Source organism: Variovorax sp. PBL-E5, assembly GCF_901827185.1.
Classification (GTDB): domain Bacteria; phylum Pseudomonadota; class Gammaproteobacteria; order Burkholderiales; family Burkholderiaceae_C; genus Variovorax.
Genome location: NZ_LR594673.1, coordinates 340490 through 364446 on the forward strand (window position 1 = coordinate 340490; position 23957 = coordinate 364446).

At 68.5% G+C, this 23957-nt stretch carries 27 protein-coding genes; 4 read left to right on the forward strand and 23 right to left on the reverse strand.

The annotated features are described in order from the left end of the window. Positions 1 to 5 precede the first annotated feature (5 nt). From WDLP6_RS33540 to WDLP6_RS33620, 17 genes are all read right to left on the reverse strand, one after another. The gene (locus tag WDLP6_RS33540; protein ID WP_162595602.1) at positions 6 to 929 is read right to left on the reverse strand and encodes an acetaldehyde dehydrogenase (acetylating); all 924 of its coding nucleotides are present in this window, start codon (positions 927 to 929) and stop codon (positions 6 to 8) included. Between the two features lie 19 nt (positions 930 to 948). Continuing rightward, positions 949 to 1731: a 2-oxopent-4-enoate hydratase gene (gene dmpE, locus WDLP6_RS33545; protein ID WP_162595603.1), complete on the reverse strand. Its 783-nt coding sequence runs from the start codon at positions 1729 to 1731 to the stop codon at positions 949 to 951. 28 nt (positions 1732 to 1759) lie between these two features. Then, positions 1760 to 2584 carry an alpha/beta fold hydrolase gene (locus WDLP6_RS33550; protein WP_162595604.1) on the reverse strand — a complete coding sequence of 275 codons (825 nt, stop codon included), beginning with the start codon at positions 2582 to 2584 and terminating at the stop codon, positions 1760 to 1762. A gap of 13 nt (positions 2585 to 2597) precedes the next feature. Beyond that, the gene (locus WDLP6_RS33555) at positions 2598 to 4052 is read right to left on the reverse strand and encodes a 2-hydroxymuconic semialdehyde dehydrogenase (RefSeq protein WP_162595605.1); all 1455 of its coding nucleotides are present in this window, start codon (positions 4050 to 4052) and stop codon (positions 2598 to 2600) included. A 14-nt stretch (positions 4053 to 4066) separates the two neighbouring features. After that, entirely contained in the window at positions 4067 to 4999 is a 933-nt protein-coding gene (locus tag WDLP6_RS33560; RefSeq protein WP_162595606.1) for a catechol 2,3-dioxygenase, read from the reverse strand. 25 nt (positions 5000 to 5024) lie between these two features. Continuing rightward, the gene (locus WDLP6_RS33565; RefSeq protein ID WP_162595607.1) at positions 5025 to 5360 is read right to left on the reverse strand and encodes a 2Fe-2S iron-sulfur cluster binding domain-containing protein; all 336 of its coding nucleotides are present in this window, start codon (positions 5358 to 5360) and stop codon (positions 5025 to 5027) included. A gap of 1 nt (position 5361) precedes the next feature. Further along, a complete protein-coding gene (locus WDLP6_RS33570; protein WP_162595608.1) occupies positions 5362 to 6420 on the reverse strand; it encodes an NADH:ubiquinone reductase (Na(+)-transporting) subunit F in 1059 nt (352 codons plus the stop codon). A 19-nt stretch (positions 6421 to 6439) separates the two neighbouring features. Continuing rightward, on the reverse strand, positions 6440 to 6802 hold the full coding sequence (locus tag WDLP6_RS33575) for a phenol hydroxylase subunit P4 (protein ID WP_162571984.1): 363 nt from the start codon (positions 6800 to 6802) through the stop codon (positions 6440 to 6442). A 28-nt stretch (positions 6803 to 6830) separates the two neighbouring features. Then, positions 6831 to 8402, reverse strand: coding sequence for an aromatic/alkene/methane monooxygenase hydroxylase/oxygenase subunit alpha (locus WDLP6_RS33580; protein WP_162571985.1), 1572 nt, complete (start codon positions 8400 to 8402; stop codon positions 6831 to 6833). A 44-nt stretch (positions 8403 to 8446) separates the two neighbouring features. After that, positions 8447 to 8746 (reverse strand): MmoB/DmpM family protein, encoded by a 300-nt coding sequence (locus WDLP6_RS33585; RefSeq protein WP_162571986.1) that lies wholly within the window; start codon positions 8744 to 8746, stop codon positions 8447 to 8449. 23 nt (positions 8747 to 8769) lie between these two features. After that, positions 8770 to 9765 (reverse strand): aromatic/alkene monooxygenase hydroxylase subunit beta, encoded by a 996-nt coding sequence (locus tag WDLP6_RS33590; RefSeq protein ID WP_162595609.1) that lies wholly within the window; start codon positions 9763 to 9765, stop codon positions 8770 to 8772. Between the two features lie 43 nt (positions 9766 to 9808). Beyond that, positions 9809 to 10087 carry a phenol hydroxylase subunit gene (locus WDLP6_RS33595; RefSeq protein ID WP_443083488.1) on the reverse strand — a complete coding sequence of 93 codons (279 nt, stop codon included), beginning with the start codon at positions 10085 to 10087 and terminating at the stop codon, positions 9809 to 9811. A 192-nt stretch (positions 10088 to 10279) separates the two neighbouring features. After that, positions 10280 to 11977, reverse strand: a complete 1698-nt coding sequence (locus tag WDLP6_RS33600; RefSeq protein WP_162595610.1) for a sigma-54-dependent Fis family transcriptional regulator — start codon at positions 11975 to 11977, stop codon at positions 10280 to 10282. Positions 11978 to 11999: 22 nt separating this feature from the next. Next, on the reverse strand, positions 12000 to 12473 hold the full coding sequence (locus WDLP6_RS33605) for a DUF2501 domain-containing protein (RefSeq protein ID WP_162595611.1): 474 nt from the start codon (positions 12471 to 12473) through the stop codon (positions 12000 to 12002). Between the two features lie 53 nt (positions 12474 to 12526). Further along, entirely contained in the window at positions 12527 to 13138 is a 612-nt protein-coding gene (locus tag WDLP6_RS33610) for a methyltransferase domain-containing protein (RefSeq protein ID WP_162595612.1), read from the reverse strand. Between the two features lie 250 nt (positions 13139 to 13388). Continuing rightward, positions 13389 to 13841 (reverse strand): SRPBCC family protein, encoded by a 453-nt coding sequence (locus WDLP6_RS33615; protein WP_162595613.1) that lies wholly within the window; start codon positions 13839 to 13841, stop codon positions 13389 to 13391. Between the two features lie 284 nt (positions 13842 to 14125). Beyond that, positions 14126 to 14524 carry a nuclear transport factor 2 family protein gene (locus WDLP6_RS33620; protein WP_162595614.1) on the reverse strand — a complete coding sequence of 133 codons (399 nt, stop codon included), beginning with the start codon at positions 14522 to 14524 and terminating at the stop codon, positions 14126 to 14128. Between the two features lie 121 nt (positions 14525 to 14645). Between WDLP6_RS33620 and WDLP6_RS33625 the strand changes: the two genes are divergently transcribed. Together WDLP6_RS33625 and WDLP6_RS33630 are read left to right on the forward strand one after the other, a co-directional pair. Then, positions 14646 to 15548, forward strand: a complete 903-nt coding sequence (locus WDLP6_RS33625; protein ID WP_162595615.1) for a dienelactone hydrolase family protein — start codon at positions 14646 to 14648, stop codon at positions 15546 to 15548. 25 nt (positions 15549 to 15573) lie between these two features. Further along, entirely contained in the window at positions 15574 to 16374 is an 801-nt protein-coding gene (locus WDLP6_RS33630; protein WP_443083489.1) for an alpha/beta hydrolase, read from the forward strand. Here WDLP6_RS33630 and WDLP6_RS33635 read toward each other — a convergent pair. The 5 genes from WDLP6_RS33635 to WDLP6_RS33650 form a co-directional block, all read right to left on the reverse strand. Further along, the gene (locus tag WDLP6_RS33635; RefSeq protein WP_162595617.1) at positions 16361 to 17299 is read right to left on the reverse strand and encodes a universal stress protein; all 939 of its coding nucleotides are present in this window, start codon (positions 17297 to 17299) and stop codon (positions 16361 to 16363) included. The genes WDLP6_RS33630 and WDLP6_RS33635 overlap by 14 nt on opposite strands. A gap of 164 nt (positions 17300 to 17463) precedes the next feature. After that, positions 17464 to 17586, reverse strand: coding sequence for a hypothetical protein (locus tag WDLP6_RS35430; RefSeq protein WP_269475611.1), 123 nt, complete (start codon positions 17584 to 17586; stop codon positions 17464 to 17466). A gap of 62 nt (positions 17587 to 17648) precedes the next feature. Next, positions 17649 to 18869: a helix-turn-helix domain-containing protein gene (locus tag WDLP6_RS33640; RefSeq protein ID WP_162595618.1), complete on the reverse strand. Its 1221-nt coding sequence runs from the start codon at positions 18867 to 18869 to the stop codon at positions 17649 to 17651. A 9-nt stretch (positions 18870 to 18878) separates the two neighbouring features. Further along, positions 18879 to 19322, reverse strand: a complete 444-nt coding sequence (locus tag WDLP6_RS33645) for a cyclophilin-like fold protein (protein WP_162595619.1) — start codon at positions 19320 to 19322, stop codon at positions 18879 to 18881. A gap of 133 nt (positions 19323 to 19455) precedes the next feature. After that, positions 19456 to 20424 (reverse strand): AraC family transcriptional regulator, encoded by a 969-nt coding sequence (locus tag WDLP6_RS33650; protein WP_162595620.1) that lies wholly within the window; start codon positions 20422 to 20424, stop codon positions 19456 to 19458. 175 nt (positions 20425 to 20599) lie between these two features. Here WDLP6_RS33650 and WDLP6_RS33655 point away from each other — a divergent pair, with 175 nt between their 5' ends. Both WDLP6_RS33655 and WDLP6_RS33660 read left to right on the forward strand, forming a co-directional pair. Next, positions 20600 to 21640, forward strand: a complete 1041-nt coding sequence (locus tag WDLP6_RS33655; RefSeq protein WP_162595621.1) for a MerR family transcriptional regulator — start codon at positions 20600 to 20602, stop codon at positions 21638 to 21640. Positions 21641 to 21810: 170 nt separating this feature from the next. Next, on the forward strand, positions 21811 to 22992 hold the full coding sequence (locus WDLP6_RS33660) for an acyl-CoA dehydrogenase family protein (RefSeq protein WP_162595622.1): 1182 nt from the start codon (positions 21811 to 21813) through the stop codon (positions 22990 to 22992). Here the strand turns inward: WDLP6_RS33660 and WDLP6_RS33665 are convergent. Beyond that, complete coding sequence (locus tag WDLP6_RS33665; RefSeq protein ID WP_162595623.1) at positions 22989 to 23906, reverse strand: protein NO VEIN domain-containing protein; 918 nt, start codon at positions 23904 to 23906, stop codon at positions 22989 to 22991. The genes WDLP6_RS33660 and WDLP6_RS33665 overlap by 4 nt on opposite strands. Positions 23907 to 23957 lie beyond the last annotated feature (51 nt).

The window sequence follows — 23957 nt, forward strand, 5'->3', positions numbered from 1 at the left end:
GGTCCTCAAGCCGTGGCGGCTTCGGTTTGAACTTCACCGGCGAGCATCGCTTCGGCGAACATCTCCGCCGTGCGCGCCGCGGCGGCGGTCATGATGTCGAGATTGCCGGCGTACTTCGGCAGGTAGTCGCCGAGGCCTTCGACCTCGAGGTAGATCGACACGCGCCGGCCGTCGAACACCGGCCCGTTCACCAGCCTGTAGCCCGGCACGTACTGGCGGACTTCCGCGATCATCTCGTGCACCGACGCGGTGATGCGCGCCTGGTCCGGTGCGTCCTCGGTCAGGCAATGCACGGTGTCGCGCATGATGAGCGGCGGCTCCGCCGGGTTGACGATGATGATCGCCTTGCCCTTCGCCGCGCCGCCCACGCGCTCTACCGCGCCGGCCGTGGTGCGCGTGAACTCGTCGATGTTCTTGCGCGTGCCCGGCCCGACCGAGCGGCTCGACACCGTCGCCACGATCTCGCCGTAGGCCACGGGCTGCACGCGCGAGACGGCCGCCACCATCGGGATCGTGGCCTGGCCGCCGCAGGTGACCATGTTGAGGTTCATCGGCCGCCCGCCCGGCGCCGCGAGCTGCGCCTTCAGGTTGACCGGCGGCACGCAGTAGGGGCCGATGGCCGCGGGCGTGAGGTCGATCATCATCACGCCGAGCGCATTGAGCTTCGCGCTGTTCTCGGCATGCACGTAGGCGCTGGTGGCGTCGAACGCGATCCGCACGCCGTCGGCCTCGACGTGCGGCAGCAGGCCGTCGACGCCTTCGGCGGTGGTCTTCAGGCCCATCGCGCGGGCGCGCTGCAGGCCGTCGGACGCGGGGTCGATGCCGACCATCCACACGGGTTCGAGCACCGCACTGCGTTGCAGCTTGGCCAGCAGGTCGGTGCCGATGTTGCCGGGCCCGATGAGGGCGCATTTGATTTTCTTCGTCATGGCGTGACTTCTCTTTTCGTCAGTGAAAGCGCACCGAGCAGCCGCCGAGGCCGCCGATGGAAACGCGGAAGTTGTCGCCGGCCGCGGCCGGGAACATGGCGGCCAGCGCGCCCGACAGCACGACCTCGCCGGCCTTCAGCCCGATGCCCAGCCTGCCGAGCGTGTTGGCCAGCCAGGCGACCGCATTGACCGGCGATCCGAGCGCCGCGGCACCGGCGCCGGTGGCGATGATCTCGCCGTTCTTCTCCAGCACCATGCCGCAGGTGGCGAGGTCGACGCGGCGCGGATCGACCGCGCTGTCGCCCAGCACGAAGACGCCGCACGACGCGTTGTCGGCGACGGTGTCGGCGATCCCGATCTTCCAGTCGCGGATGCGCGAGTCGACGATCTCGAAGCAGGGCATCACGCATTCGGTCGCGGCCAGCACGTCGGCGTTGCCGATGCCCGGCCCCATCAGGTCGCGCTTCAGGATGAAGGCGATCTCGCCCTCGGCCTTGGGCTGGATCAGCGTGCTGCGGCCGATCGATTCGCCTTCGTTCACGATCATGCCGTCGAGCAGGTAGCCGAAGTCGGGCTGCCAGACGCCGAGCATGGCCATGACCGCGCGCGAGGTGACGCCGATCTTCTTGCCGACGATGCGCTCGCCGGCCTCGAGGCGGCGCGCGATCATGCGCTGCTGCACGCCGTAGGCGTCGTCGATGCCGATGTCCTTGTGGCGCTCGGTGAGCGGTGCCACGACCTGGCGGTCGCGCAGCGCGGCGTAGAGCTCGTCGCCGAGCTGCTGGATCAGGGTGTTGTCCATGAGGGCCTTCTCTGTCGGTGCGTGGAAATCAGTCGGCCTCGGCGAGGAAGTCGCCGACCAGCCGCGCGAAGCGGGCGCTGTGCTCGATCTGCGTCCAGTGGCCGCAGCGGCCGAAGACATGCAGCTGGCTGCGCGGGATCCATTGCGCGAGCGTCAGCGAGGTGGCGAGCGGGATCACCTGGTCCTCGCGCCCGTGCAACAGCAGCGTCTCGTGCGGCAGCGCGCGGATCGCGGCTTGCGGGCTCGCCATCGCGTCGACCCAGCGCTGGCGCGGTGCGGGAAACATCGCGCCGAAGGACTCCTGGAAGCCCGGCTGGATGCTGGCCTCGTAGCGCAGCTGCGCCAGCTCGTCGGTGACCAGCGTGCGGTCGTGCGCGAACACGTCCATGATGCGGCGCATGTTGGCGAACGAGGGCGTGTAGCCCCACACCGCATCGAGCCCCGGCGTGATCGGGAAGGGCACGCCGACGCTGCCCATCAGCACCAGGCGGCGCACGCGCTGCGGCGCGCGGATCGCCAGCGCGAGCGAGAGCGCGCCGCCGAAGGAGTTGCCGACCACGTCGGCGCGTTCGATGTCGAGCGCGTCGAGCAGGTCGATGGCCTGCTGCACCCAGGTGTCCATCGTGTAGGCGATGCCGGGCGGCCGATCGGTGAAGCCGAAGCCCGCCATGTCCGGCGCGATGACGCGGCGCGTGCGCGCGAGCACCGGCATCGCGAGCCGCCAGTTGGCCCACGCGCTGACGCCGGGGCCGGAGCCGTGGATGAAGAGCACCGGCGCGCCCTGCCCCAGGTCGTGCACGTTGGTGTGAAAGGCGCCGGTGCGGATGCGGCTTGCGATTTCGGGATTGGCCATGGCCGTCGATACCTCAGAGCCTGATGCAGACGTTGCGCAGCTCGGTGTAGAACTCGAGCGAGTGCACGCCGCCTTCGCGGCCGATGCCCGAGGCCTTGGCGCCGCCGAAGGCGGTGCGCAGGTCGCGCAGGAACCAGCTGTTGACCCAGCAGATGCCGACCTCGACCTGCCGGGCGACGCGGTGCGCGCGGCCGAGGTTCTCGGTCCATACCGTCGTGGCCAGGCCGTAGTCGGTGGCGTTCGCGAGCGCCACCGCTTCTTCCTCGGTGTCGAAGGGCGCGATGTGGCAGCACGGCCCGAAGATCTCCTCGCGGATCACCGCGGCCGTCTCGGGCAGCCCGGTCCAGATCGTCGGCTGCACCCAGTGGCCTTCGGCCAGCATGCCCTTCATCGGCGGCACGCCGCCGCCGGTGACCAGCGTCGCGCCCTCGTCCATCGCCTTCTTGTAGTACGACAGCACCTTCTGTTGGTGCTCGCGCGAGATCAGCGGCCCGAGGTTCACGTCCGGCTCCTCGGACGGCCCGGTCTTCAGCGCCTCGGCCCTGGCCTTCAGCGCAGCGACGAACTTGTCGAAGATCGGCCGCTGGACATACACGCGCTCCGTGCCCAGGCACACCTGGCCGCAGTTCTCGAAGGCCGCGCGCGCGATGCCGGCGACGGCGCGGTCGAAGTCGGCATCGGCGAACACGATGCCGGCGTTCTTGCCGCCGAGTTCGAAGGACACCGGCCGCACGCCCTTCGCCGCCGCGGCCATGATGGCCTCGCCGGTGCGCGTCTCGCCGGTGAAGGTGATGCCGTTCACGCCCGGATGCCGGGTGAGGAATTCGCCCGCCGAGCCGGGGCCGAAGCCGTGCACCACGTTGTAGACGCCGGGCGGAATGCCGACCGCGTTCATCACCTCGCCGAGCAGCGTCGCGGTGGCCGGCGTTTCTTCGGACGGCTTCACGACCACCGTGTTGCCGCAGGCCAGCGCCGGCGCGACCTTCCACGTCATCAGCAGCAGCGGCAGGTTCCACGGACACACCACGCCGATCACGCCCACCGGCGAACGCACGGCGTAATTGAGCGCATGGCCGCCGTCCGGCGTCGCCATCTCGAAGCTCTCGGCCGGCACGTTCTTCACGATGTCGGCAAAGGCCTTGAAGTTGGCCGCGCCGCGCGGGATGTCGACGTGCGAGGCCAGTGCATGCGGCTTGCCGGTGTCGGCCATCTCGGCCTGCAGGAAGTCGTCGAAGCGGCGGTCGATCTCGTCGGCCACCGCGTGCAGCAGCGCGACGCGACGGGCCACGCTCATGCGGCCCCACTCGCCTTGCAGGGCCGCACGCGCCGCGCGCACGGCGGCGTCGACCTCGGCCGCGCCGGCCTCGTGCACCTGGCCGATCAGCCGGTTGTCGACCGGCGCGCGGTTGTCGAAGGTCTTGCCGGTGGCGACGAACTCGCCACCGATGAAGTTGAGGAACTGCTTCATGGCCGAGACTGCTTTCAAGTCAGCACCGAGAGGAAGGCTTCGTTGAGCTTGCGGTCGTGGTAGAAGATCGCGCGCCCGAGTTCGTCATCCGTCCAGGTCAGCGGCGGCTTGTCCGGGTAGAAGATGTAGCCGCCCGAGAAGACCTCGTTGCGGTTGCCGCTCGGGTCGAAGAAGTAGATCGTCTCGCCGCGCGTGATGCCGTGGCGCGTCGGGCCGATGTCGAGCGAGACGCGCCTCTTCGTGATGATGTCGGCCGCCTTCAGCACCTCGCCCCAGTTGTCGAGCAGGAAGGAGGCGTGGTGGAACTTGTTCTTCTCCGGATGGCGGATGAAGGCGATGTCGTGCGGCTTGGTCGAGCAGGTCAGGAAGGCCGCGATGGGCATGCGCTCGGGGCCGGCGACCACGCTTTCCGCCATCGAGAAGCCCAGCACTTCGGTGAACAGCTTGATCGTGCCGTCGAGGTCGTCGCCGTACAGGAGGCAGTGGTCGAAGCGCGAGGGTGCCATGCCCTTCAGGTCGTCCGGCGAGATCTCGGGGTTCTCGTAGGGCATGCCGTTGCCGACCTTCTCCTTCTCGGCGAAGAGCTCGATCGAATGGCCGGTCGGCACGGTGAAGCGAAAGCGCTTGCCGGTCTTCGGGTGCTCGCCGGCCGCGATCCATTGCATGTCGGTGGCCAGGCCGCTGGCCTGGAGGTCGGCGGCCAGCTTGTCGAGCGTGGCCGGCGAGTCGACACGAAAGCCCATGAAGTCCATGCCGGCCGTGTCGGCCTCGCGCAGCACCACGCTGTGGTGATCGTGCTCGTCCCAGGCTTTCAGATAGATGCGGCCTTGCGCGTCGCGCGCGGTCTCGATCAGGCCGAGCACGTCGCGGTAGTGCTTGAGCGCGGTCTCGATGTCGAGCACGCGCAGTTGAACGTGGCCGGGTCTGAGTACGCCAGTGAGTGCCATGAGAGTCTCCTTCGGTGAGTGGAATTCAGGTGGGGGAACGGGAAGTCGCGAGATGACGCTCGATGCAGCGCGCCATCCGCTCGACGGCGCGCAGCTGCAGATCGCTCTGCGGATAGGCGCGGCAGGCCAGCACGTAGCCCTGCGCTTCTTCGGCGGCGCTGACGTGGCCGCGGCTCATGCGTTCGCAGCGCGCGCGGCCCGACTCGATGCGCACCTTGCACACGCCGCAGCCGCCGCCGCGGCAGCCGACCGGGATGCCCTTGCGGCCGAGCTGTTCCATGCCGCCCAGCAGCGTCTGGCCGGCGCGGCAGGCGTACTGCTCGTTCGTGTTGCCGATCGCGATGGAATAGATCGGGTCCATGTCAGAGGGCCTTGAACAACGGGCTGCGCGGGGCCGCAGAGGCCGCATCGGCGGCGGTGAAGAACTTCTCGGTGTAGATGTCGCGCTCGAAGAGGCGGCCCTGCATCAAGGTCGCGATACAGGCCTCGGTCATCGGCGGCGGTCCGCACAGGTAGGCCTTGTGGCCGCGGAAGTCGTTGGCGAACTGTGCCTTCAGCGCCTCGTGCGCGAAGCCGCGCGCGCCGCGCCAGCCGGCATCCGGCGGCAGGTCGGACAGCACGGGCACATAGCTGAAGTTCGGATGCTTCTCGGCGAGCGATTCGAAGAGCTCGTGGAAGTACAGCTCGTCGAGGTTGCGCGCGCCCTGAATCAGCGTGATGGGCAGCGTGCAGCCTTCGCCGAGCAGGTCGAGCACCATCGACTTCGGGCTCGACAGCCCGGAGCCGCCGGCCACGAAGATCATCGGCAACGCGGCCGACTTGCGCACGAAGAAGCGGCCGTTGGGCGCCGTGAAGCGCAGGCGCTGGCCGACCTGCAGCTCGTCGTGCAGCCAGCCGGTGGCGCGGCCCTGCGGCACGCGGCGCACGTGCAGCTCGATCAGGTCCTCATCCGGCGCATTGGCGATCGAGAAGGCACGCGCGCCATCGACGCCCGGCACATGCAGCATCAGGTACTGGCCGGCCTGGAAGGGCGCGCGTCGCGCGGTGCGCAGCCAGAGGCCGCGGATGGTGGGCGTGAGCATCCGCGCCTCGACCAGCTCGGCATCGAAGTCCTCGAGCGGCAGGAATTGCGCGTCCGGGTCTTCGTCGATCTCGGCCTCGATCACGAGGTCGGCCTGCGCCATCGCGCAGCAGGCGAGGATCTTGCCCTCGTCGCGCTCGAAGTCCATCAGCGCGAAGTTCGATGCGTCGCCGTGCTCGCATTCGCCTTCGAGCAGCTGGACCTTGCAGGTGCCGCAGACGCCATGGCCGCAGGCATGCGGCAGCCACACGCCGGCGCGCAGGCAGGCGTCGAGCACCGTCTGGCCGTCGCGGGCCGGGACGCCCTGGCCGAGCGGCTCGATCATGATCTGGAAGCTCATGGCCGTGTGCCTCGCGCGTTCAGCTGCACGAGCCGCGGATGCCCTTCAGGCCGGGCACGCGGAAGCGGATCACCGACTTGTGGACCAGGCCGTTGTCGGCCAGCGACTTGGCGGTGTCGGGCTTGAAGGGCTTGCCCGAATCGAACCACTGGGCCTGGGTCCAGTCGATCTTCTCGAAGTCGGGATGGCTGCCGTAGACGCCGGGCAGCACGTCGCTGAGGAGTGCGCCGAAGGGCATCGCCGCGGGCAGCGGCAGGCACACGGGCGCGCAGAACAGCAGGTGGTCGTCCCAGCCGATGTAGAGCAGGCGCTTGCCATGGAAGCGGTCTTCGCTGTCGGCGACGGTGCCGGTGTAGCCGGGGGCGAGTGCAACAACAGACATATCGTTCTCCTTGTCAGGTCGATGGGGCTCACGCCGCCTTCTGCGCGGACAGGTCCTGGCCGGTCCAGCGCTCCCAGTTCGCCTTGTCCGGCGAGGTGTTGAATTCGCCGTTGTCGGCGCCGTCTTCGATGTGGTAATACTTCAGCACCGCCGCCAGCGGGTTGAAGCCGGGCACGGTCGGGTCGGTGCCTTCGGGGAAGCAGTTGCCCTGGTAGATCTGGTGCACCGGCAGCCAGGCCTGCACGTACTTCTCGGGCTCGCCGTCGAAGATGTCCTTGCAGCCGTCCGAGCAGAAGTGATGCTTCATGCCGTGGTAGGTGCTCTCGCGGTAGCAGATCCTGGTCGGGTCGTCGGGCTCGGTGAAGAACATCGGCACCTGGCAGGTCTGGCACAGCATCGGCAGCGTGTTGTTGAACCAGCGCTTGCCCTGCTTCTCCTGCTCGGCCAGCCACTCGAAGCGCGGGCGGTACAGGGTGTCGAAGGTCTCGGGGTACTTCTCGGCCAGCCACTGCATCTCGTCGGGCTTCGGCACCCAGACGTTGAAGTCCGCCGCATGGCCGTAGTTGTTGAAGGTGGCCCATGCCTCGTGCGAGAGGCGGCTCTTCTCCTTGGTCGCGACCTCGTGGTACTTGGGCATGCGGATGCCGTAGCGCGCGAGATCCTGGAACAGCGCGCCGCCGTTCTTCTCGAAGTACATCTCCCAGGCTTCCGACCAGCTCATCACGCGCTTGGGCAGCATGTAGTCCATCATCATCGCGACCAGCGTGAGCAGGCGATAGCCGCGCCAGAACCACTTGTCGACCCACTTCTGCACGATGGGCACGTTGTCCGGATCCTGTTCGAGGATGAACTTCACCACTTCGAGGCCGAGCGTCATGTGGCGCGATTCGTCGCTCTGCGCCGAGAAGCCGAAGGTCACGGTGGCCATGTCGCCGTTGTAGGCGGCGCCGCTCATGAAGGGCATGAAGAGCAGGTTGGTCAGCACGTATTCGAACGAGAACGAGATCGCGGTGACGAACTCGAAGGGGCCCGCGCTCATCGCGTCCTCGAAGTAGCTCTTGGGCACCGAGAGGTACCACACGCGGTCGTGCATGTGCTGCGGATCGTGCAGCCCGTTGAAGTACTTGTTGAAGTGGCTGATGGTGTGGAACTGCGTCTGCGCATGGCGCAGCTCGTCGATCGACTGCATCTGGCAGGCCACGCGCGCGCCGACGCCGCGGAATGCGCGCCCGTTCATCGCGTAGCCGCGGTGCGCCGCGTACTCGAGCGGCGACACGCCGGTGAGGAACAGCTTGAGCGTGTTCAGGTAGCGCGGATCGCTGATGTTGAACTGGCCGTTGTTCTGCTGGAACGCATCGATGATGGCGTAGAGCTTCTTCTCCTTCTCGCCCTGGAACTTCCAGTAGGCGTCCATCGTGAGGCGGAACGGGTCTTCCCATTTGTCCCAGTCGTGGATCTTGATGCCCTCGAACTTGTCGAAGGGAAAGACCTCGTCCATCGACTGGTAGGTGGTGTCCCAGCCGAGGCCGCGGGTCATCATCGCGTAGCGTTCCTTGAGGCCGAGGCGGGCGGCGGGGCGCGGGGTGGCTGCTTGGGTCATGGCGTGTCCTGTGCTCTTGGCGGAATGGGCAATGGGCGGTGCGCTCAGGCGCCCCAGTGGAGGATGAATTCGTCGTCGGTCTCTTCGATGCTTCCGGACAGCGAGATCAGGCTCAGGTGGATCTCCTGCATGTCCCAGCGCCGGCCGATCAGCGCCTCGACGCTGGCGCGCCGGATCACGAGGCGGCCGGGCGAGTCGACCTTCACCATCGCCGGGTAGTCGCTGACGGTGGCCTCGGGGTTGTCGGCGACGATGGCGTCGACGATGGCGCGCGCGGTCTCGCTGGTCTGCAGCGCGATGAAGACGGGCGGGCGGGAAATCTCTGCGGTGGCGGTGGACGTCATGCGTGGCTCCTGGGGGGTTTGCATCAGGCCGCGATGCCGAGGCGCGCGGCGCGGGTGTCGAGATCGGCGCCGATGGCCTGCAGCGCATCGGCGCCGTCATTGCCGAGCGCGAGCGCGGCCAGCGGCGCGAGCGCGCCGGCGATCTCGCTGCGCCAGGCGACGTACCAGCGGGCCAGCTGCGCCGCGTTGGCGGGCGACTCCTCGGCCGCGGTCTTCAGCGTCGCGTCGACCCAGCGCGCGGTCTCGTCGTACCAGTCGTTCTGGAACTCGGTCAGCATGGCCAGCGCGTTGCCGGTGGCGGCGCTGCGCGCATTCACGTAGCGGCGGTAGACCAGCGGATAGAGCAGGCCGTCGAACACCAGGTTCTGCGCGACGAAGACCTCGAACCAGTCCTTCGTGACGAACAGCTTTTCCATCGTGCGGCGCACGCCCTGCCAGGCCGGGTGCGCGAGCCACGCTTCCTTGCCGGCGTCGAGCGCCTTGCCCGAATTGCCGTCGAGCTGCAGGCCGACGCGCGACAGGTATTGCGCGATGCCCAGCCGGTCCATCGCGGCGAAGATGAAGGGCTGCGTGATCGCGGTGCCGTAGCCGTAGCCGCAGCAGTAGCTGTGGTTCATGTTCGCGCCCCACTCGTAGTGGCGCAGCGGCACCAGCACCTGCTGCAGCGACTCGCGGGTGCCCGCATCGGCCTGCGCGAGCAACTGGCGCTTGTCGGCGAAGTCGAACTGCCGGTCGGCGCCTTCCTGCTGGCGCGCGCGCGTCATCGTGTAGATGCCGTAGTAGTAGTGGCGCGGATCCTTGAAGCTGTACCAGTCGGCCATCACGATGGCGGTGCGCCGCTTGTCGTAGAGCTCGTACTGCGGCGCCCACAGCGGCCGGTAGTGGAAGTTGGCCGTCGGCTGCATGTCCAGCGTGGCCTCCTGGTAGCGCGAGGCCGGCTTGTCGCCGAGCCGCCGCGCGACGTGCGAGAAGGTCTGCCGGATCGGGCGGATGTCGGATGTCTTGATGTCGACTTGCACTGCGTGTCTCCTCGGGATGGGGTCGGTGGGTCTGTCTCTCTGCTCAGTGATCGATGCCCGGCGCGCCGTAGCGCCACTTCATGCGCTCGAAGTCGAGCCGGGCGCCCTCTTCGGTCGTCAGGTGACGCACCTCGTGGCGGGCACAGAATTCGCGGAACTGGTCGAACTGCAGGACGAGTTCGACCGCCAGCTCGGGATCGCCGATGGCGAACTCGAACTCGACGAAGCGCGCGTCCCGCGTGCCGGTCACGCGCACGAAGCACGGCTGGCCGGTCATCCGGCTGGCGCTGCCTGCGTGGGTCGATGGGGTCGAAAGCGTCACTTGTTCAATCCGTCACTCGGGCGGTGGCAACAGCGCCACACGCTCCTACAAGGGCAACGGACGTGCCAGCTCGGCTAAGTGATTGATTCGTATGGGCCCCGCCGCGACGGGGGCCGGAAGCTGCGGGTTGTCCCGGATGATGGGTTGATCATTTGCTGCGGTGCAGCTTGATCAAATGGTGAAAGGCGCCGGTCAGGAGGCCGGCAAGCCTTCCTTCTTGAGCCGATAGGCCAGTTGCGGCCGTGTGATGCCCAACAGGCGCGCAGCCTGAGACAGGTTGCCCTTGGCGCGCTGCATGGCCGTCTGCATCAGCCGCTGCTCCAGCGACGCGATGCTGATGTTCTGCGCCAGCACGCGGTCGCACATGGCGTCGAGTTCGTCGCCGTTCGCACCGGGCGAAGCGCCGATATGGCCGCTCGCGTCGACCTGCCCGTCGGTGCCCGGCACCGGCGGCGACATCCACAGGTGGGTCGCCTCGATGTAGCCCTGGTCGGGGGCCAGCAGGACGGCCCGCTCGATCACGTTCTCGAGCTCGCGGATGTTGCCCGGCCACACATGCCGCTGCACATCGCGCGTCGCCTTGTCGGTCAGCCCGCGCAGCTTCTTGCCGTACAGCGCGCTGTATTTCTCGACGAAGCGCAGCACCAGCGCCGGGATGTCGGCGGTGCGCTCGCGCAGCGGCGGAATGCTGACCGGAAAGGTGTTGAGGCGGTAGAACAGGTCGCTGCGAAAGCGCCCTGCCTGCATCGCCTGCTGCAGGTTCACGTTGGTCGCGGCGACGATCCGCACGTCGATCCGGATGGCCTGCTCGGCACCGAGCCGCTCGATCTCGCCGGTCTGCAGCACGCGCAGCAGCTTGACCTGCGCGGCCAGCGGCAGGTCGCCCACTTCATCGAGAAACAGGGTGCCGCCGTGCGCCCGCTCGAAGCGGCCCGCGCGCGCGTTGTGGGCGCCGGTGTAGGCGCCCTTCTCGACACCGAAAAGCTCGGCCTCGATCAGATCGGCCGGGATCGCCGCGCAGTTGACGGCGATGAAGGCTTGCTTGGCGCGCGGCCCGTTGTCATGCAGCCAGCGCGCGAAGACCTCCTTGCCGACGCCCGTCTCGCCGAGCAGCAGCACGGTGATCGCGCTGTCCACCGCATTGCGCATCAGCTCGAAGGCCGCCCGGAAGCCCGCGGACACGCCGACCAGCTTCTGGTCGTATTCGCGCCGCGGCTGCAGGCGCCGGATGTGCTGCAAGCCGAGGTTGAACTCGATGAGCTTTTCGGCCACGTGGTGCTGGCGGAAATACTCGAGGTAGTGCTCGTCCTGCCAGTCTTCCGCCGGGTGGGCCACGATGCGGCAGCGGCTGTCGCCCATGCTCGTGCACTCGACCTCCTTGAAGACGATGAGCCGCCCCATGAAGGCGCTGGTGTAGCCGGATGCATAGCCGATCTGCGACCAGCACTGCGGGTCTTCGCCGCAGCCGAATTCCGCGACGTGCGCCTCGCACTCCCACGAGTTCTCCCACAGGAATTCGCCATAGAAGTGCTTGCTGGCGATGTCGAAGTCGAGCTGGACCTTCTGGACCGAGACGATGCCCTCGATCGAATGCAGGCGCGGCCCCAGCATGAACGCGTCCTCGGCGCGCAGCCCGGCCTGGCGCTCGCGCACCGCGACTTCGCCGTCCCGCTGTCCGGAGACGAAGCCCATGCGCACGAGCAGGCCGCGCGCGCGCTCGATGCCCAGCGAATCGAGCAACTCCTTGCGCAGTTCGGCCAGCGCGCGTGCGTGCATGAGCAACATGCGCTGCTCGTCCAGCCAGATGTGGCCCGAGCCGGCGCTGAAGCGCAGGAGAGAAAGAAGTTCCCCCACCGTGGTCTCCTGTGGTTCGCGCACTGCGCGCGACATCCCGGCGGATGCTAGCAGTACGTCAGATCAGCGACTTCGCGTTGTGGAGCACGTAGTCGCACGCCTTGGTCTTGAGCTTGCCGCCGACGTTCTTGAGGTTGAACGAATGGCCGTCGCTGCCCTGCAGCAGGCCCTTGCTGCCGTTGGAGAAGCCGGTCTGCTGCGCCTTCTTGCCCGTCACCATGCCCAGCAGCTTGTCCTTGACGCCGCCGGCGGCATCGGCGCTCAGGTAGTTGTTCTTGATGCAGTACTGAAGCACGCCGGCCGCATTGCCCATGGTGCTGGTGCCGATCGCCGGCATGGACATGCCCATGCCCGCCGCGAGCGCCGCGCCTGTGCCGCCGAGGCCGCCGCCATTGCCGGCCGCGCCCGTGCTGGATTCCGTCTTGGCGCCGCCCAGCTCGTTCTTGAGCTTGTCGAGCATCTGATTCTGCGCAGAAGCCATGTGCGCGACGGCCAGCAAGGCCGCGGCGGCGAGGATCGTACGAGCTTTCATGAGAGTCTCCTGTGGGGGTCGTGAGGATCAGTGTATGCGCCGGCAGGCCGTGTTCAGCAGCGGATCAGCCGCAGCCCGAGTTCGTGCAGGGCATTCGAATGCGGCACCTTGGCATAGGGCGGCTTGGGCCATTCCCAATCGCGTGCAGTGAACAGTGCACGCATCGCATTGATGTCGCAATGGTAGGGCGGCCCCTCGATCAGGCCCGTCTCGGTGGCGGCAGGGCGAATCGCCTGCATGAACATCACCCAGAGCGCCGCGCCCGGCTTCAGCCAGCGGTGCAATTGCTGCGCATACGCGAACCAGTGGTCCGGATGCAGCGCGCACAGGCAGGTCTGCTCGTAGATGGCATCGAAGACGGCGTCGGGCCGGTAGCTCAGCACGTCGGCCTGAACGACTGTCGCCTCGAGCGCCCGCGCATCGAGCAGCGCACGCGTCTGCTGCACCGCGGCCGGCGTGTAGTCGATCGCCGTGACCTCGAAGCCGCGCTGCGCGAGCTCGGCCACTTCCCAGCCGCGGCCGCAACCCGGCACCGCGATGCGGCAGGGTTGCAGGGCGCCCTCCTCCAGCCAGGCCAGCAACCGGGGGCTCGGGCCTCCGCGGTCCCAGCCGGTTTCCTTCTTGTCGAAGCGCTCCTGCCAGAACGCGGGCGTGGGGCCGGCCATGTCGGATCCTTTGCAAGGGTGGTCGAGGGTCGATGCCATTGTGCCGCGATGGGCGCGTCGCGGGGGCGGCCGAGGGCATGCTGGATGGTGCTGCGCCGCGGCAGCGCAGCCCTGTCCAAACTCCTGGAGGTGAAGATGCAGCATGCGATGAACAATGCCGCCGCAATCCCGCTGCGCGATCTCCGAATGGTGGCTTGAGCCGCACACGCAGGGGCCGGGGGCCGCGCTCGCATCCGGAAGACGATGTGTTCTACGTCATCGAAGGAACATTCGGCTCGACCAACTGGGCCAGCGCAAGAAGCGACTCCTGCCAGCCCAGATAGCACATCTCGACAGGAATCACCTCGGGGATGCCTTCCTGCACGACGTTCATTTCGGTGCCGCAGGACACCGGGGTCAGGGTCACGGTGGTCTTCATGGTGCCGGGCAGGTTCGGGTCGTCGAAGGTCGCGTCGTAGGCAATGCGCTGGCCGGGAACGAGTTCCAGGTATTTCCCGCCGAACGAATGGCCGTGGCCGGTCGCAAAGTTGGTGAATGACATGCGCCAGGCGCCGCCGACCACAGGCTCCATGTTGTGGACGCGGCCGGTAAATCCGAACGGCGGCAGCCAGCGCTCGAAAGCGCCGGGTTCGACGAAGGCCCGGTAGAGCCGCTCCGGTGGGGTGCGCAGCACGCGGTGCAGACGGACGGTATGGGTAGCCATGCGGGTGTTCTCCTGAAGTGCAGAGGATGACCCTCCACGGACACGTCGAATGAGCCTTCGCCAAATCGACATGCCGGAGCATAGGAGGAAACCGATGCCGTGCAGATCCACGAAACAGGCAGGACAGCGCCTCAGCGACGCGCATGGCGTTCGCATCGGAGACAAATTGGCAACGCCCGCCGTGGTGAAGAAGCTCGCTCTTCTGGGCGACGAGGCGCGACCGATCGATCGATCTTCGCCGAGAGGATGCCCCCCGGCTTCGCGCCAGATCGCCGGCCGGCCCCTTACTTCGCAGCCGCCTGCCTCGCAGCCGTATCCGCCGTGCCGATCCAGCGGCTGATCTTGCCGCCCTTCATCGTGAACACGTGGACCCACTCGCTGTCGAACACGTTGCCGTTCGGCAGCGGCCTCCCGCGTTCCCATCCCAGCACCGTGACGTGATTCGGCCCTTCCAGGAATTCACGCGGCTCGAACTGCTGGATGTCGTCGTTCTGGGCGAGCGTGGCGAACCAGGCCTCCACTTCTTTCTTGCCGGTGAACTTGCCTCCGTACGGGATGCCGGTGGCGGGGCTGGCGTGGAAGCGCCAGTCGACGTCGTCGGTGAGCGTGGCCAGAATGCCCGGGATGTCGCGGCGTCCGAAAGCGGCGTAGGCCTGTTGGACGACTTCGGTCGGGGTGCTCATTTCGCGTCCTCCATGCTGAACTGGGGACATGAAGTTTAGTCACGCGATGCCCCATTTCAACCGCGGTGCATGCCTTCCGGATTTCAGGCATATGCTGTCCGACCCTCATCAAGGAGCACCGATGCCGCCTCGCCTCACAGCCCAGGATTTCGACCAGGATCTGCTCGTTCTTTTCGACGCCTATGTGCATGGCAAGCTCGACCGCCGAGGCTTTCTCATGCAGGCGCAGAAGTTCGCCAAGGCCGGCGCGACGGCGGCGAGCCTGCTTGCGGCGTTGAGCCCCAACTTCGCGGCGGGCCAGCAGGTGGCGCCTGGCGATCCCAAGCTCAGGACCGAACACATCAGCTACCCCTCTCCAGCCGGCACCGGCACGGTCAAGGGCTACCTGGCGCGGCCTGCCGACGCCGGCACGCGGCGCCTGCCGACCGTGCTGGTGATTCATGAGAACCGCGGGCTCAACCCGCACATCGAGGACATCGCGCGGCGCCTGGCGCTCGATGGCTTCATGGCTTTCGCGCCCGATGCCTTGACCCCGCTGGGCGGCTATCCCGGCGACGAAGACAAGGCGCGCGAAGCCTTCGCCAGGCTGGACCAGGCGCTGGCCTTGCAGGACTTCATCGCGGCGGTCGCGTGGCTGAAGGCGCGCCCGGACACCAACGGGAAGATCGGCGCGGTGGGCTTCTGCTGGGGCGGCGGCATGGTCCATCTGCTGACCACGCATGTGCCCGACCTCAGCGCCGGCGTGCCCTTCTACGGCAACACGCCGGCACCGTCGGAAGCCGCCAAGGTCAGGACGCCGCTGCTGGTGCAGCGCGCCGCCATCGACGAACGCATCAATGCCGCATGGCCGGCCTACGAAGCGGCGCTCAAGGCCGCGGGTGTCAGCTTCACCGCGTACCAGTACCCGGGCACGCAGCACGGCTTCAACAACGACACGACGCCGCGCTACGACGCGGCCGCGGCGAAGCTGGCGTGGACGCGAACGATCGCCTTCTTCAAGACCCATCTGGCCGAGGCCGGGTAGCCGCGAAAGAACCGCGATGCGCTGCGTGACCGCGACCCACCGCTGGCGCCTGCTCCTGTTCGTGCTGTTGTCCGTCGCGCTCCTGCCGCTCAGGGCGCAGACCGCGGCCCAGGTGGTGGACATTCCGACCCGGCCGGGCGTGACGCAGCGCTTCGTCCATCTCGCGCCCGACAAGCCGCGCGCCGCGGTGATTCTTCTGGCGGGCGGCCATGGCGGCCTGCGGATATTTCCCAACGGCAGTTTCGGATGGGGCGACGGCAACTTCCTCGTGCGCACGCGCGAGCTGTTCGCGCAGCAGGGGCTCGTGGTGGCGGTCGTCGATGCGCCATCGGACCGGCAGTCGGCGCCCTTCCTCAGCGGCTTTCGCCAGACGCCCGAGCATGTGGCGGATCTCAAGGCGGTGATCGCCTGGCTGCGCGACCAGACCGGCGTACCCGTCTGGCTGGTGGGCACCAGCCGCGGCACGCAGTCGGCGGCCTGGGCTGCCACGCAATTGCCGCGTGCCGATGGCGGACCGGACGGCCTGGTGCTGACCTCCACCATCCTGAGCGACCCGCGCAGCCGCGCGGTGCCGGCGATGCCCCTGGAGCGCGTCGCGGTGCCGGTGCTGGTGGTGCACCACCAGCAGGACGGTTGCGCGCTGTGCGCCTTCGCACTGACGCCGGGCCTCATGGAGAAGTTCACGGCCGCACCGCGCAAGGAACTCATCGCGGTCAGCGGTGGCATCAGCAGGGGCGACCCGTGCGAGGCCGCGGCCTATCACGGCTACAACGGCGTGGAGGCCGACGTGGTGGGCCGTATCGCGGCCTGGATCACCGCGCATTGACGGCGCTCGAACACGCAGCGCCTGCACGCACGCGCCGGTTCGCCCTCGGCTCGCTGTCGAGCCGACGAACGGCTGCGGCCCTGGACGCAGGCTGCACGTCGTGCGGCACCACCAGGACGTCCGCGGTGGCGTGGCGCAGCACGCGCCGGGCGACGCTTCCGAAGACGAAATCGGACACGGCAGAGGCCGGGTGCTTGCCGACCACGATGAGCTCGGCGCCGCCGTGCTGCTGCTGCACCACCGTCTGGCGCGCGGGGTCGCCATGGCCGATGGCCGAATAGACGCGGTTCCGGCGCGCGTCCGAGGAATCGGTCAGCCAGAACATCCGGTCCTGTGCGTAGCGCCGGCATGCGTGCCGGTAGGCCTTGACCGCATGCTCGGAGACTTCCGCGCAGCGAAGCTTTCCCTCGTTGGCGGTGCTGAGCGCATGAAAGAGCTCGACCTGCGCGGACTGGTTGAGTGCGAAGGCGAACTCGACCAGCTTGCGCGAGGCGTCCGAGAAGTCCACCGCGACCAGCAGCCGCCGGTAAGGCGCTTCGGCTTTCTGGCGCGTGACGAGGATGGGCCGGCGCGCCATGCGCAGGAGCCGCTCCACCGGCTGGCCGCAGAGCAATGAGCGCAGGCTGCATTCCGGCATCGCGCCCATGACCACGAGGTCGGCACAGCGCGCTTCGCTCGCCACGTCCTCAAGCGTGTTCATGGTCTGACTCAGCGGCCGCACGCAAAGGCCGTGGCGCTGGCCCAGCTGCAGCGCCTGATGGGCCAGGCGGCACGCCGCATCGGCGCGCGGGGACACGCCGGCCGGCGTCGCATAGAGCAGCTTGAGTGTGGTGTCGTGCTCGACGGCCAGAAGCGCCGCGCGGGAGAGGGCGAGGTCCGCGCGCACGCTCAGGTCGGTCACGGCAAGGATGGATCGAGGCGTCATGGCAGAGCTAACTTTCCTGGAGACGAGCGCGACCCTGCAGACACGAGGGATCGACGCACTCCATTCATGCGGACCGCCTTCGATCGAAGGCGACCGCGGACGCGCGGGGCTCGTGCCCGGCGGTGGAAGGTTGCGCTGAAGAGGAAAGGAGCGGACCGCCGGGCTTAGAGCTGTGCAGGCGGCTGCTTGCGACGCACCTTCAGGACCTTGCGTGCACGCAGGCACGTCGCTGCAAGGAGCAGCGCCGCGGCGGCGGTGTGGGTCAGGGCAAGCAGGGCGGTCGACATGGCATCGAGTCTATGCACTGCGTCCTGTTCGGGCAAGCAATGGCCTCAGGCTTCTTGCCAGATTACTCAAGCGGGAGCGCAGCCGGCAGCAGCAGGAGGGTCGTGAAGCCGGCCAGCGGCGGCGACAGCCAGCGCTGCGCGCGCGCCCGTCCGATCGCGCGCACCCGGCCCTCGGCCTCGAGTTCGACCAGCGCGCGCTGGACGGTGCGCTGGCTGGCACCCAGCGCCAATGCCAGGGCCGAGGTCGACCAGGCCGCGCCATCGGAGAGCAGCGCCACCAGCGAGGCCTGCTCGCCGTCGATGGGCGGCGCCAGAACGACCACCTCGCGCGCCGCGTGCGGCCTGAGAACGAAGCCTTGCCCGGTGGCCTCGATCGACGCCAGCGTCGCGACGAGCGCGCGCAGGCGGCCGATCTCGACGCGCAGCCGTGCCCGATGCGTCTCGTCGGGATCGCGGGTGTGGAAGGCGCACGCGATCAGCGCCTCGCGATCGACATCGCCGGGCCAGCCCTCGGCGAGCGCGCGCACCAATGCGAACAGCACCGGCCGGCGCGCCAGCGGCTGCCATGCGTCGCCGGCGCGCAGCCCGCGGCGGCAGGCATCGATCACCAGCGCGCCCGAAACCAGCAGCGCTGCGACCTCGTCGAGGCGCAAGCTCTGCGCGCTGCCCGCGGCGAAGCAGCGCGCGGCAGGACGATCGAGCACGGCGCGCGCCTCCGCCACTTCGGCCCGCAATGCCGGCACGCGTGCGCGATCGGCGGCCTCGTGCGCGCGGGCGAGCGCCGCTTGCGCCGGGCCGATGTGCAGCGAGCGCAGCGCGAGCTCGGCCGCGGTCAGCTCGGCCACTGCCGCCAGCGCCGGCGGCAGGCCGCGTGCATCGAGCCGCGCCAGCGCGGCCGCGGCCTCGTCGAGGCGGCCGAGCAGCAGCAGCCGGCGCACCGCGATCAGCCGTGCCTGCAGCGCGTTGGCATGATCGGCGCGGGCCTCGAGCGTGGCGGCCGCCGCCGTCAAGGTGCGCGGCAAACCGCCGAGGTCGCGCATGGCCAGCGCCACCTCGGCCTCGGCCACGACACAGCGCGCACGCGCCAGCTCCTCGTGCGCACCGAAGCCGCGGGCGGCGCGCCGCAACAATTCACGGGCGCGCAGATGCTCGCCGAGCTGGGCCATCGCGATGCCACGCAGGGCCAGCGCCGGCGGGTCTTCGCGCAGCGCGATGCGCTGGAGGGCACCGATGGCATCGCCGGCGGCAAGGGCACGCGCGGAGGCGGCGATCAAGGAATCCATGCCGACAGGCTACACCGGCGGCATGGACTCCCGCGATGGCAGCAAGGCCGAAGGCACGGGCCGTGGCGGGCGCATGGCGACGGCAGGCCGCGCGATGTCGCTCGCCGGCCATTCGAGGGTCACGTTCAACGGGCCGGGCACATCGAAGGCCTCGGCACCGGCATCGAGCTTGCCGATCACGTGGATGCCGCCGCTGATCGTCTGGCCGTCATGGCGATAGAAGATCGACAGATCGGGACCCGGCCCCCAGCAGACCAGGTCGCCGACTTCGTAGGCGCGCGTGCGCGTGCCCTTGCCCGAGATGGGCCTGGGGAGCGGACCGAATTTCTCTCGGCGAAAGAGATCGTGCAGGGTGATCGTCAGCGGCAGCATGGCGGCCAGTTCCCGCGCCGTCCTGCTGCGCGCCAGCGTGGCCGCAAAGACCTTGCCATTCAGTTTCAGATGGATTTTCATGATGGACCTCCGGCGCGGCGTTCATCGAGGCGACGAACGCCCTCTGCGGTGCACCGCCGAGCGGCGCCACCGACATGTGCGATTGGGAATACGGGTCGGGCCGCTGCCGATGCGCAGCGGGCCGATGGCTTCGTCAGGGGCTCGTGCGGCCCAGCTGAAGTTCACGCAGGCGCTTGACGTCGCGTGCCGGCGGCAAGCCGAAGAAGCGGCTGTATTCGCGGTTGAACTGCGACTGGCTCTCGTAGCCCACGCGGTGCCCCGCGGTGGCGGCATCCGCGTGTTCGCTGATCATGATGCGCCGCGACTCCTGCAGGCGCAGCTGCTTCTGGAACTGCAGCGGGCTCATCGCGGTGACGGCCTTGAAGTGCTGGTGCAGCGAAGACACGCTCATGTGAACCTCGTCCGCCAGTTCCTCGACCCGCAGCGGTTCCTGGAAGCGCCGCGAGAGCACGCCGATGGCCTGCGCGATGCGCTGGCTGTGGCTGTCGACCACCGCCATCTGGGCCAGCCGCCAGCCGTCGGGCGAGCGGAGCAGGCGGTAGAGGATTTCGCGGATGATCAGCGGCGCGAGGGCCGGCACGTCTTCGGGCGCATCCAGCAACCGGGTCAGTCGCAGCAGCGGATCGAGCAGCGTGCCCGACAGCTCGCCGGTGAAGAGGCCGCGCTGCGAAGCCCGCTTCGGCAGCGTCTCGCCGAGCCGGAGATCCAGCGCGAGCGCCGTGATGTCCTTGACGTCGAAGCTCAGCCGCAGCCCCAGGTAGGGGGCCTCGGGCGACGCATCGACCACCTGGCCGGACACGGGCAGGTTCTGCGCCACCATGAGGTACTGGCTGCTGTCGTAGACGTAGACCTCGTCGCTGAGCAGCACCCGCTTGGTCCCTTGCGCCACCACGCAGAAGGCCGGCTCGTGCACCGCGTGGACCGGATGCTGCTGCATGTGCGAGACCCGGGCCAGCACGAAGCGCGGGATCGCGGTCGCATGGGCGCCGTCGGTGCCGGTGAGCCGCTCGATCATCGCGGCGAGTTCGGCCCGCATGACGGTGGCCTGCAGTTGATCGACGGGGCGATCGTCGAGCCGTGCGTTGGGGATGGATGTGAGCATGGACCGAAGCTTATGCATCTCGCAGCGCCTTGTCTCCATGCTTGCGATGCTGCCGGAGAATCATGCAAACATCTTCAACGATCCTGCAAGCGGCGGGGCCGCACAAGGCCCGGCGCTTGACCCGGCCCCAGGGGCACCCTTTAAAAAGGGAAGACCCCAACGAAAGGAATTGTCCATGCCATCCTCGGCCCCGTCCCTGAATCCGTCCGAAGCCGCGCGGCATCTCGGCGTATCGGCCAAGGCGCTGCGGCTCTACGAGCAGCGCGGCCTGTTGAATCCCAGGCGGACGGCTGCCGGGTGGCGCGCCTACGGTCCGCACGAGATGGCCCGTGCCGCGGAGATCGTCGGCCTGCGCACGCTCGGCCTCAGCCTGGCCCAGGTGGGGCGCCTGGTGGACGGCAATTCCCAGGGCCTGGAACACACGCTCGCCGCGCACCAGAAGACGCTCGAAGGACAGCTTCATCGCCTCGCGCACACGGTCGAGAAAATTCGCGGCCTGCGTAGCGACGTGGCGCAGGGCCGCACGCCGACGCTGGCCGAACTGACCGGCCTGCTGGCGCCCGCCGCCCAGGTCAGCGTGGCATTCGATCTGCCGTGGCCCTGGGGCGGCGAGCGATTCGAGCTGCGCGGCATCCGGTCGCTGAACTACATCGTCGGCCCGCTCGGCAGCGGCAAGACCCGGCTGGCGCAACGCCTCGCCGAAACGCTGCCCAACGCCGCGTGGCTCGGTCTCGATCGACTCGCCCAGGGCGGCGCGGCCGCACGCGCACGGCTCGCTGTCGACCCCGCGCTCGCATCGAAGGTCGATCAAGCGATGGCATGGCTGGCGGAGGACGGCGCCACGCCCTCGGATGCGCTGGTCGCGCTGCTCGCCGGCCTGGAAGCCGACGGCCCCGAAACGCTGGTGGTGGACCTGATCGAAGAAGGGCTGGACCCGGCGACGCAGGAGGCCCTGATGGCGCTGCTGCACCGGCGCGGCGCCGGCGCGCGTCCGATCTTCCTGCTCACGCGCTCGTGCGCGATCCTCGATGTGACCGCTGTCGGTCCGGATGAAGCCATCATTCTTTGCCCCGCGAATCACAGCCCGCCGACGCAGGTGGCGCCCTACCCCGGCGCGCCCGGCTACGAGGCGGTCGCCACCTGTCTGGCCTCGCCCGAGGTCCGGGCCCGAACGGCAGGGCTCATGGCGCGCTTCGCAGACAAGGCGGCGGCATGACCGGGCTCGAGCCATCGCGCGATGCGGGAGCCGCCGGGCCGGATGCTGCGGCAGCACGGACAGCGCTGCAGTGGTTTGCCAGGTACTTGTGAGCTTCCATCAGGGCTGCCGACCTGAGAAGATCGATCCCGGCGATCTGTTCGCCTTTGAACGCAACCCTGGAGACACTCATGCTGACCCCCAGCCCCACCGACCGCAGTCGCATCCTGGCCGACCGCGTCGAGGCCTTCGTGCGCAAGGTCGTCATTCCGTATGAAGCCGATCCGCGCTGCACCCCTCACGGACCCACGGCCGAACTGGTGTCCGAGCTGCGCGGCATGGCGCGCGACGCCGGCCTCATGACGCCGCACATCCTGCCCGACGGGAGTCACCTCACCCAACTGGAAACCGCCGCGGTGCTGAAGCGCTCGGGTCTGTCGCCGCTGGGTCCGGTGGCCTTGAACACCATGGCGCCGGATGAAGGCAACATGTTCCTGCTCGGCAGGATCGGAACGTCCGCGCAGAAGCAGCGCTTTCTCGAACCGCTGGTCGAAGGCCGGGCCCGATCGGCCTTCTTCATGACCGAGCCGGCAGTCGAAGGTGGCGCGGGCTCGGACCCGTCCATGCTGCAGACCACTGCCGTGCGCGACGCCGGCGAATGGGTGATCAACGGGCGCAAGACTTTCATCACGGGCGCCGACGGTGCGGCGGTGGGCATCGTGATGGCGCGCACCGGCAGCGGCGAACATGCGCAGTCCACCATGTTCCTGGTGGACCTGCCGCACCCGGCGGTTCGCATCGAGCGGGTGCTCGACACCATCGACAGCTCGATGCCGGGCGGCCATGCGTTGATCGCGATCGACGGCCTGCGCGTACCGGACAGCCAGGTGCTGGGCGCCGTGGACGAAGGCTTCCGCTATGCGCAGATCCGTCTGTCGCCGGCGCGCCTTTCGCACTGCATGCGCTGGCTGGGCGCGACCGCCCGCGCGCATGAGATTGCCACCCGCTATGCCACCACGCGCAAGGCCTTCGGCAAGCTCCTGGTGGATCACGAGGGCGTCGGCTTCATGCTGGCCGACAACCTGATCGATCTGCAGCAGGCCGCATTGATGATCGACTGGTGCGCCGGCGTGCTCGACGGCGGCTCGCAGGCCACCACGGAAAGCTCCATGACCAAGGTGGCCGTGTCCGATGCGCTGTTCCGAGTGGCCGATCGCTGTGTGCAGGTGATGGGTGGCAGCGGCGTTTCGCGTGACAGCATCGTGGAACAGGTGTTCCGCGAGATCCGCGCCTTCCGCATCTACGATGGTCCGACCGAAGTGCACAAGTGGTCGCTGGCCAAGAAGATCAAGCGCGACGCCGCCGCGCGTTAGCCCAGCGGGTCGTAGCCGGGGGCCTGGTCCATCTCGGAGGGTTTGTAGATGGTGTGCTGCGCCGCGGGACCGAGCGCGTCCGTGACCACCAGAAGACGCCAGAGCGGCTCGCGCGCCGAGCATGCGCGCTCGTCGCTCGTCAGCTGAAATCCGGGCACGCCTGCCGAGGTGCCCTTCACCGCGACCTTGAGGAGCGTCGCGCCCTTCGCGTTCGACACCTCGATGTCGTAGCCGAGCTGCTGACCCACCACGTTCTCGGCCTTGTAGCCGTAGCCCGTGAAGTGGCGCGTCACGTAGGCGATCGCGGCGGCCTCGACCTCTTCCCGCGAAGCCTGAGGGGCCGCCGCGAGGTCCGGCTCGGCCTCTTGCCGAACGCCCGCCCGCGCTGCGGCGGCCTGCATGTCGGCCTCGGTCGGAACCCAGCCGCGCGGGCCGCGGACCAGAAGGGCCAGCTGCCGCTCGGGCTCCCAGGTGGCGACGTGCCATTCGTCGTCATCGCGCACGCGGGTCGACACCTTCGCGCTCTTGTTGCTCTCCAGCTCGACGATGGCGACGCGGTTGGTCTGCAGAACGGCCCGGAAGCCCTGGCCGGCGTCGAAGCTCCGCTTGAGCAATGCGAGGCGGTCCTTGACGCGCTGGATCTGGTTGGGCGTGCGCGCGCCGCCGCCCGCGCGGCGCTGCGTGTCCAGCGACTCGAGGTAGAACCACCGTCCGCCGGAACCGACACTGACGTACTCGGCCCAGATGGTGGCGATGACGTTGTCGCCCGTCGCCAGCCAGGCGTACTCGTAGGGCTTGTCGCGCGCGTCGAACACGCCCATCTTGGCGACGATCTCCACCGGCGCGAGCCGGGGCCCCGACAGGCGCTTCTCATTGATGACGGCGAGTACCTGGGGGTCGACTTCCTTGTCCATTCAGCGGGCTTCCGGCGAGTTGGGGCTTGGCAGTATGCCGCATCCGTCGTC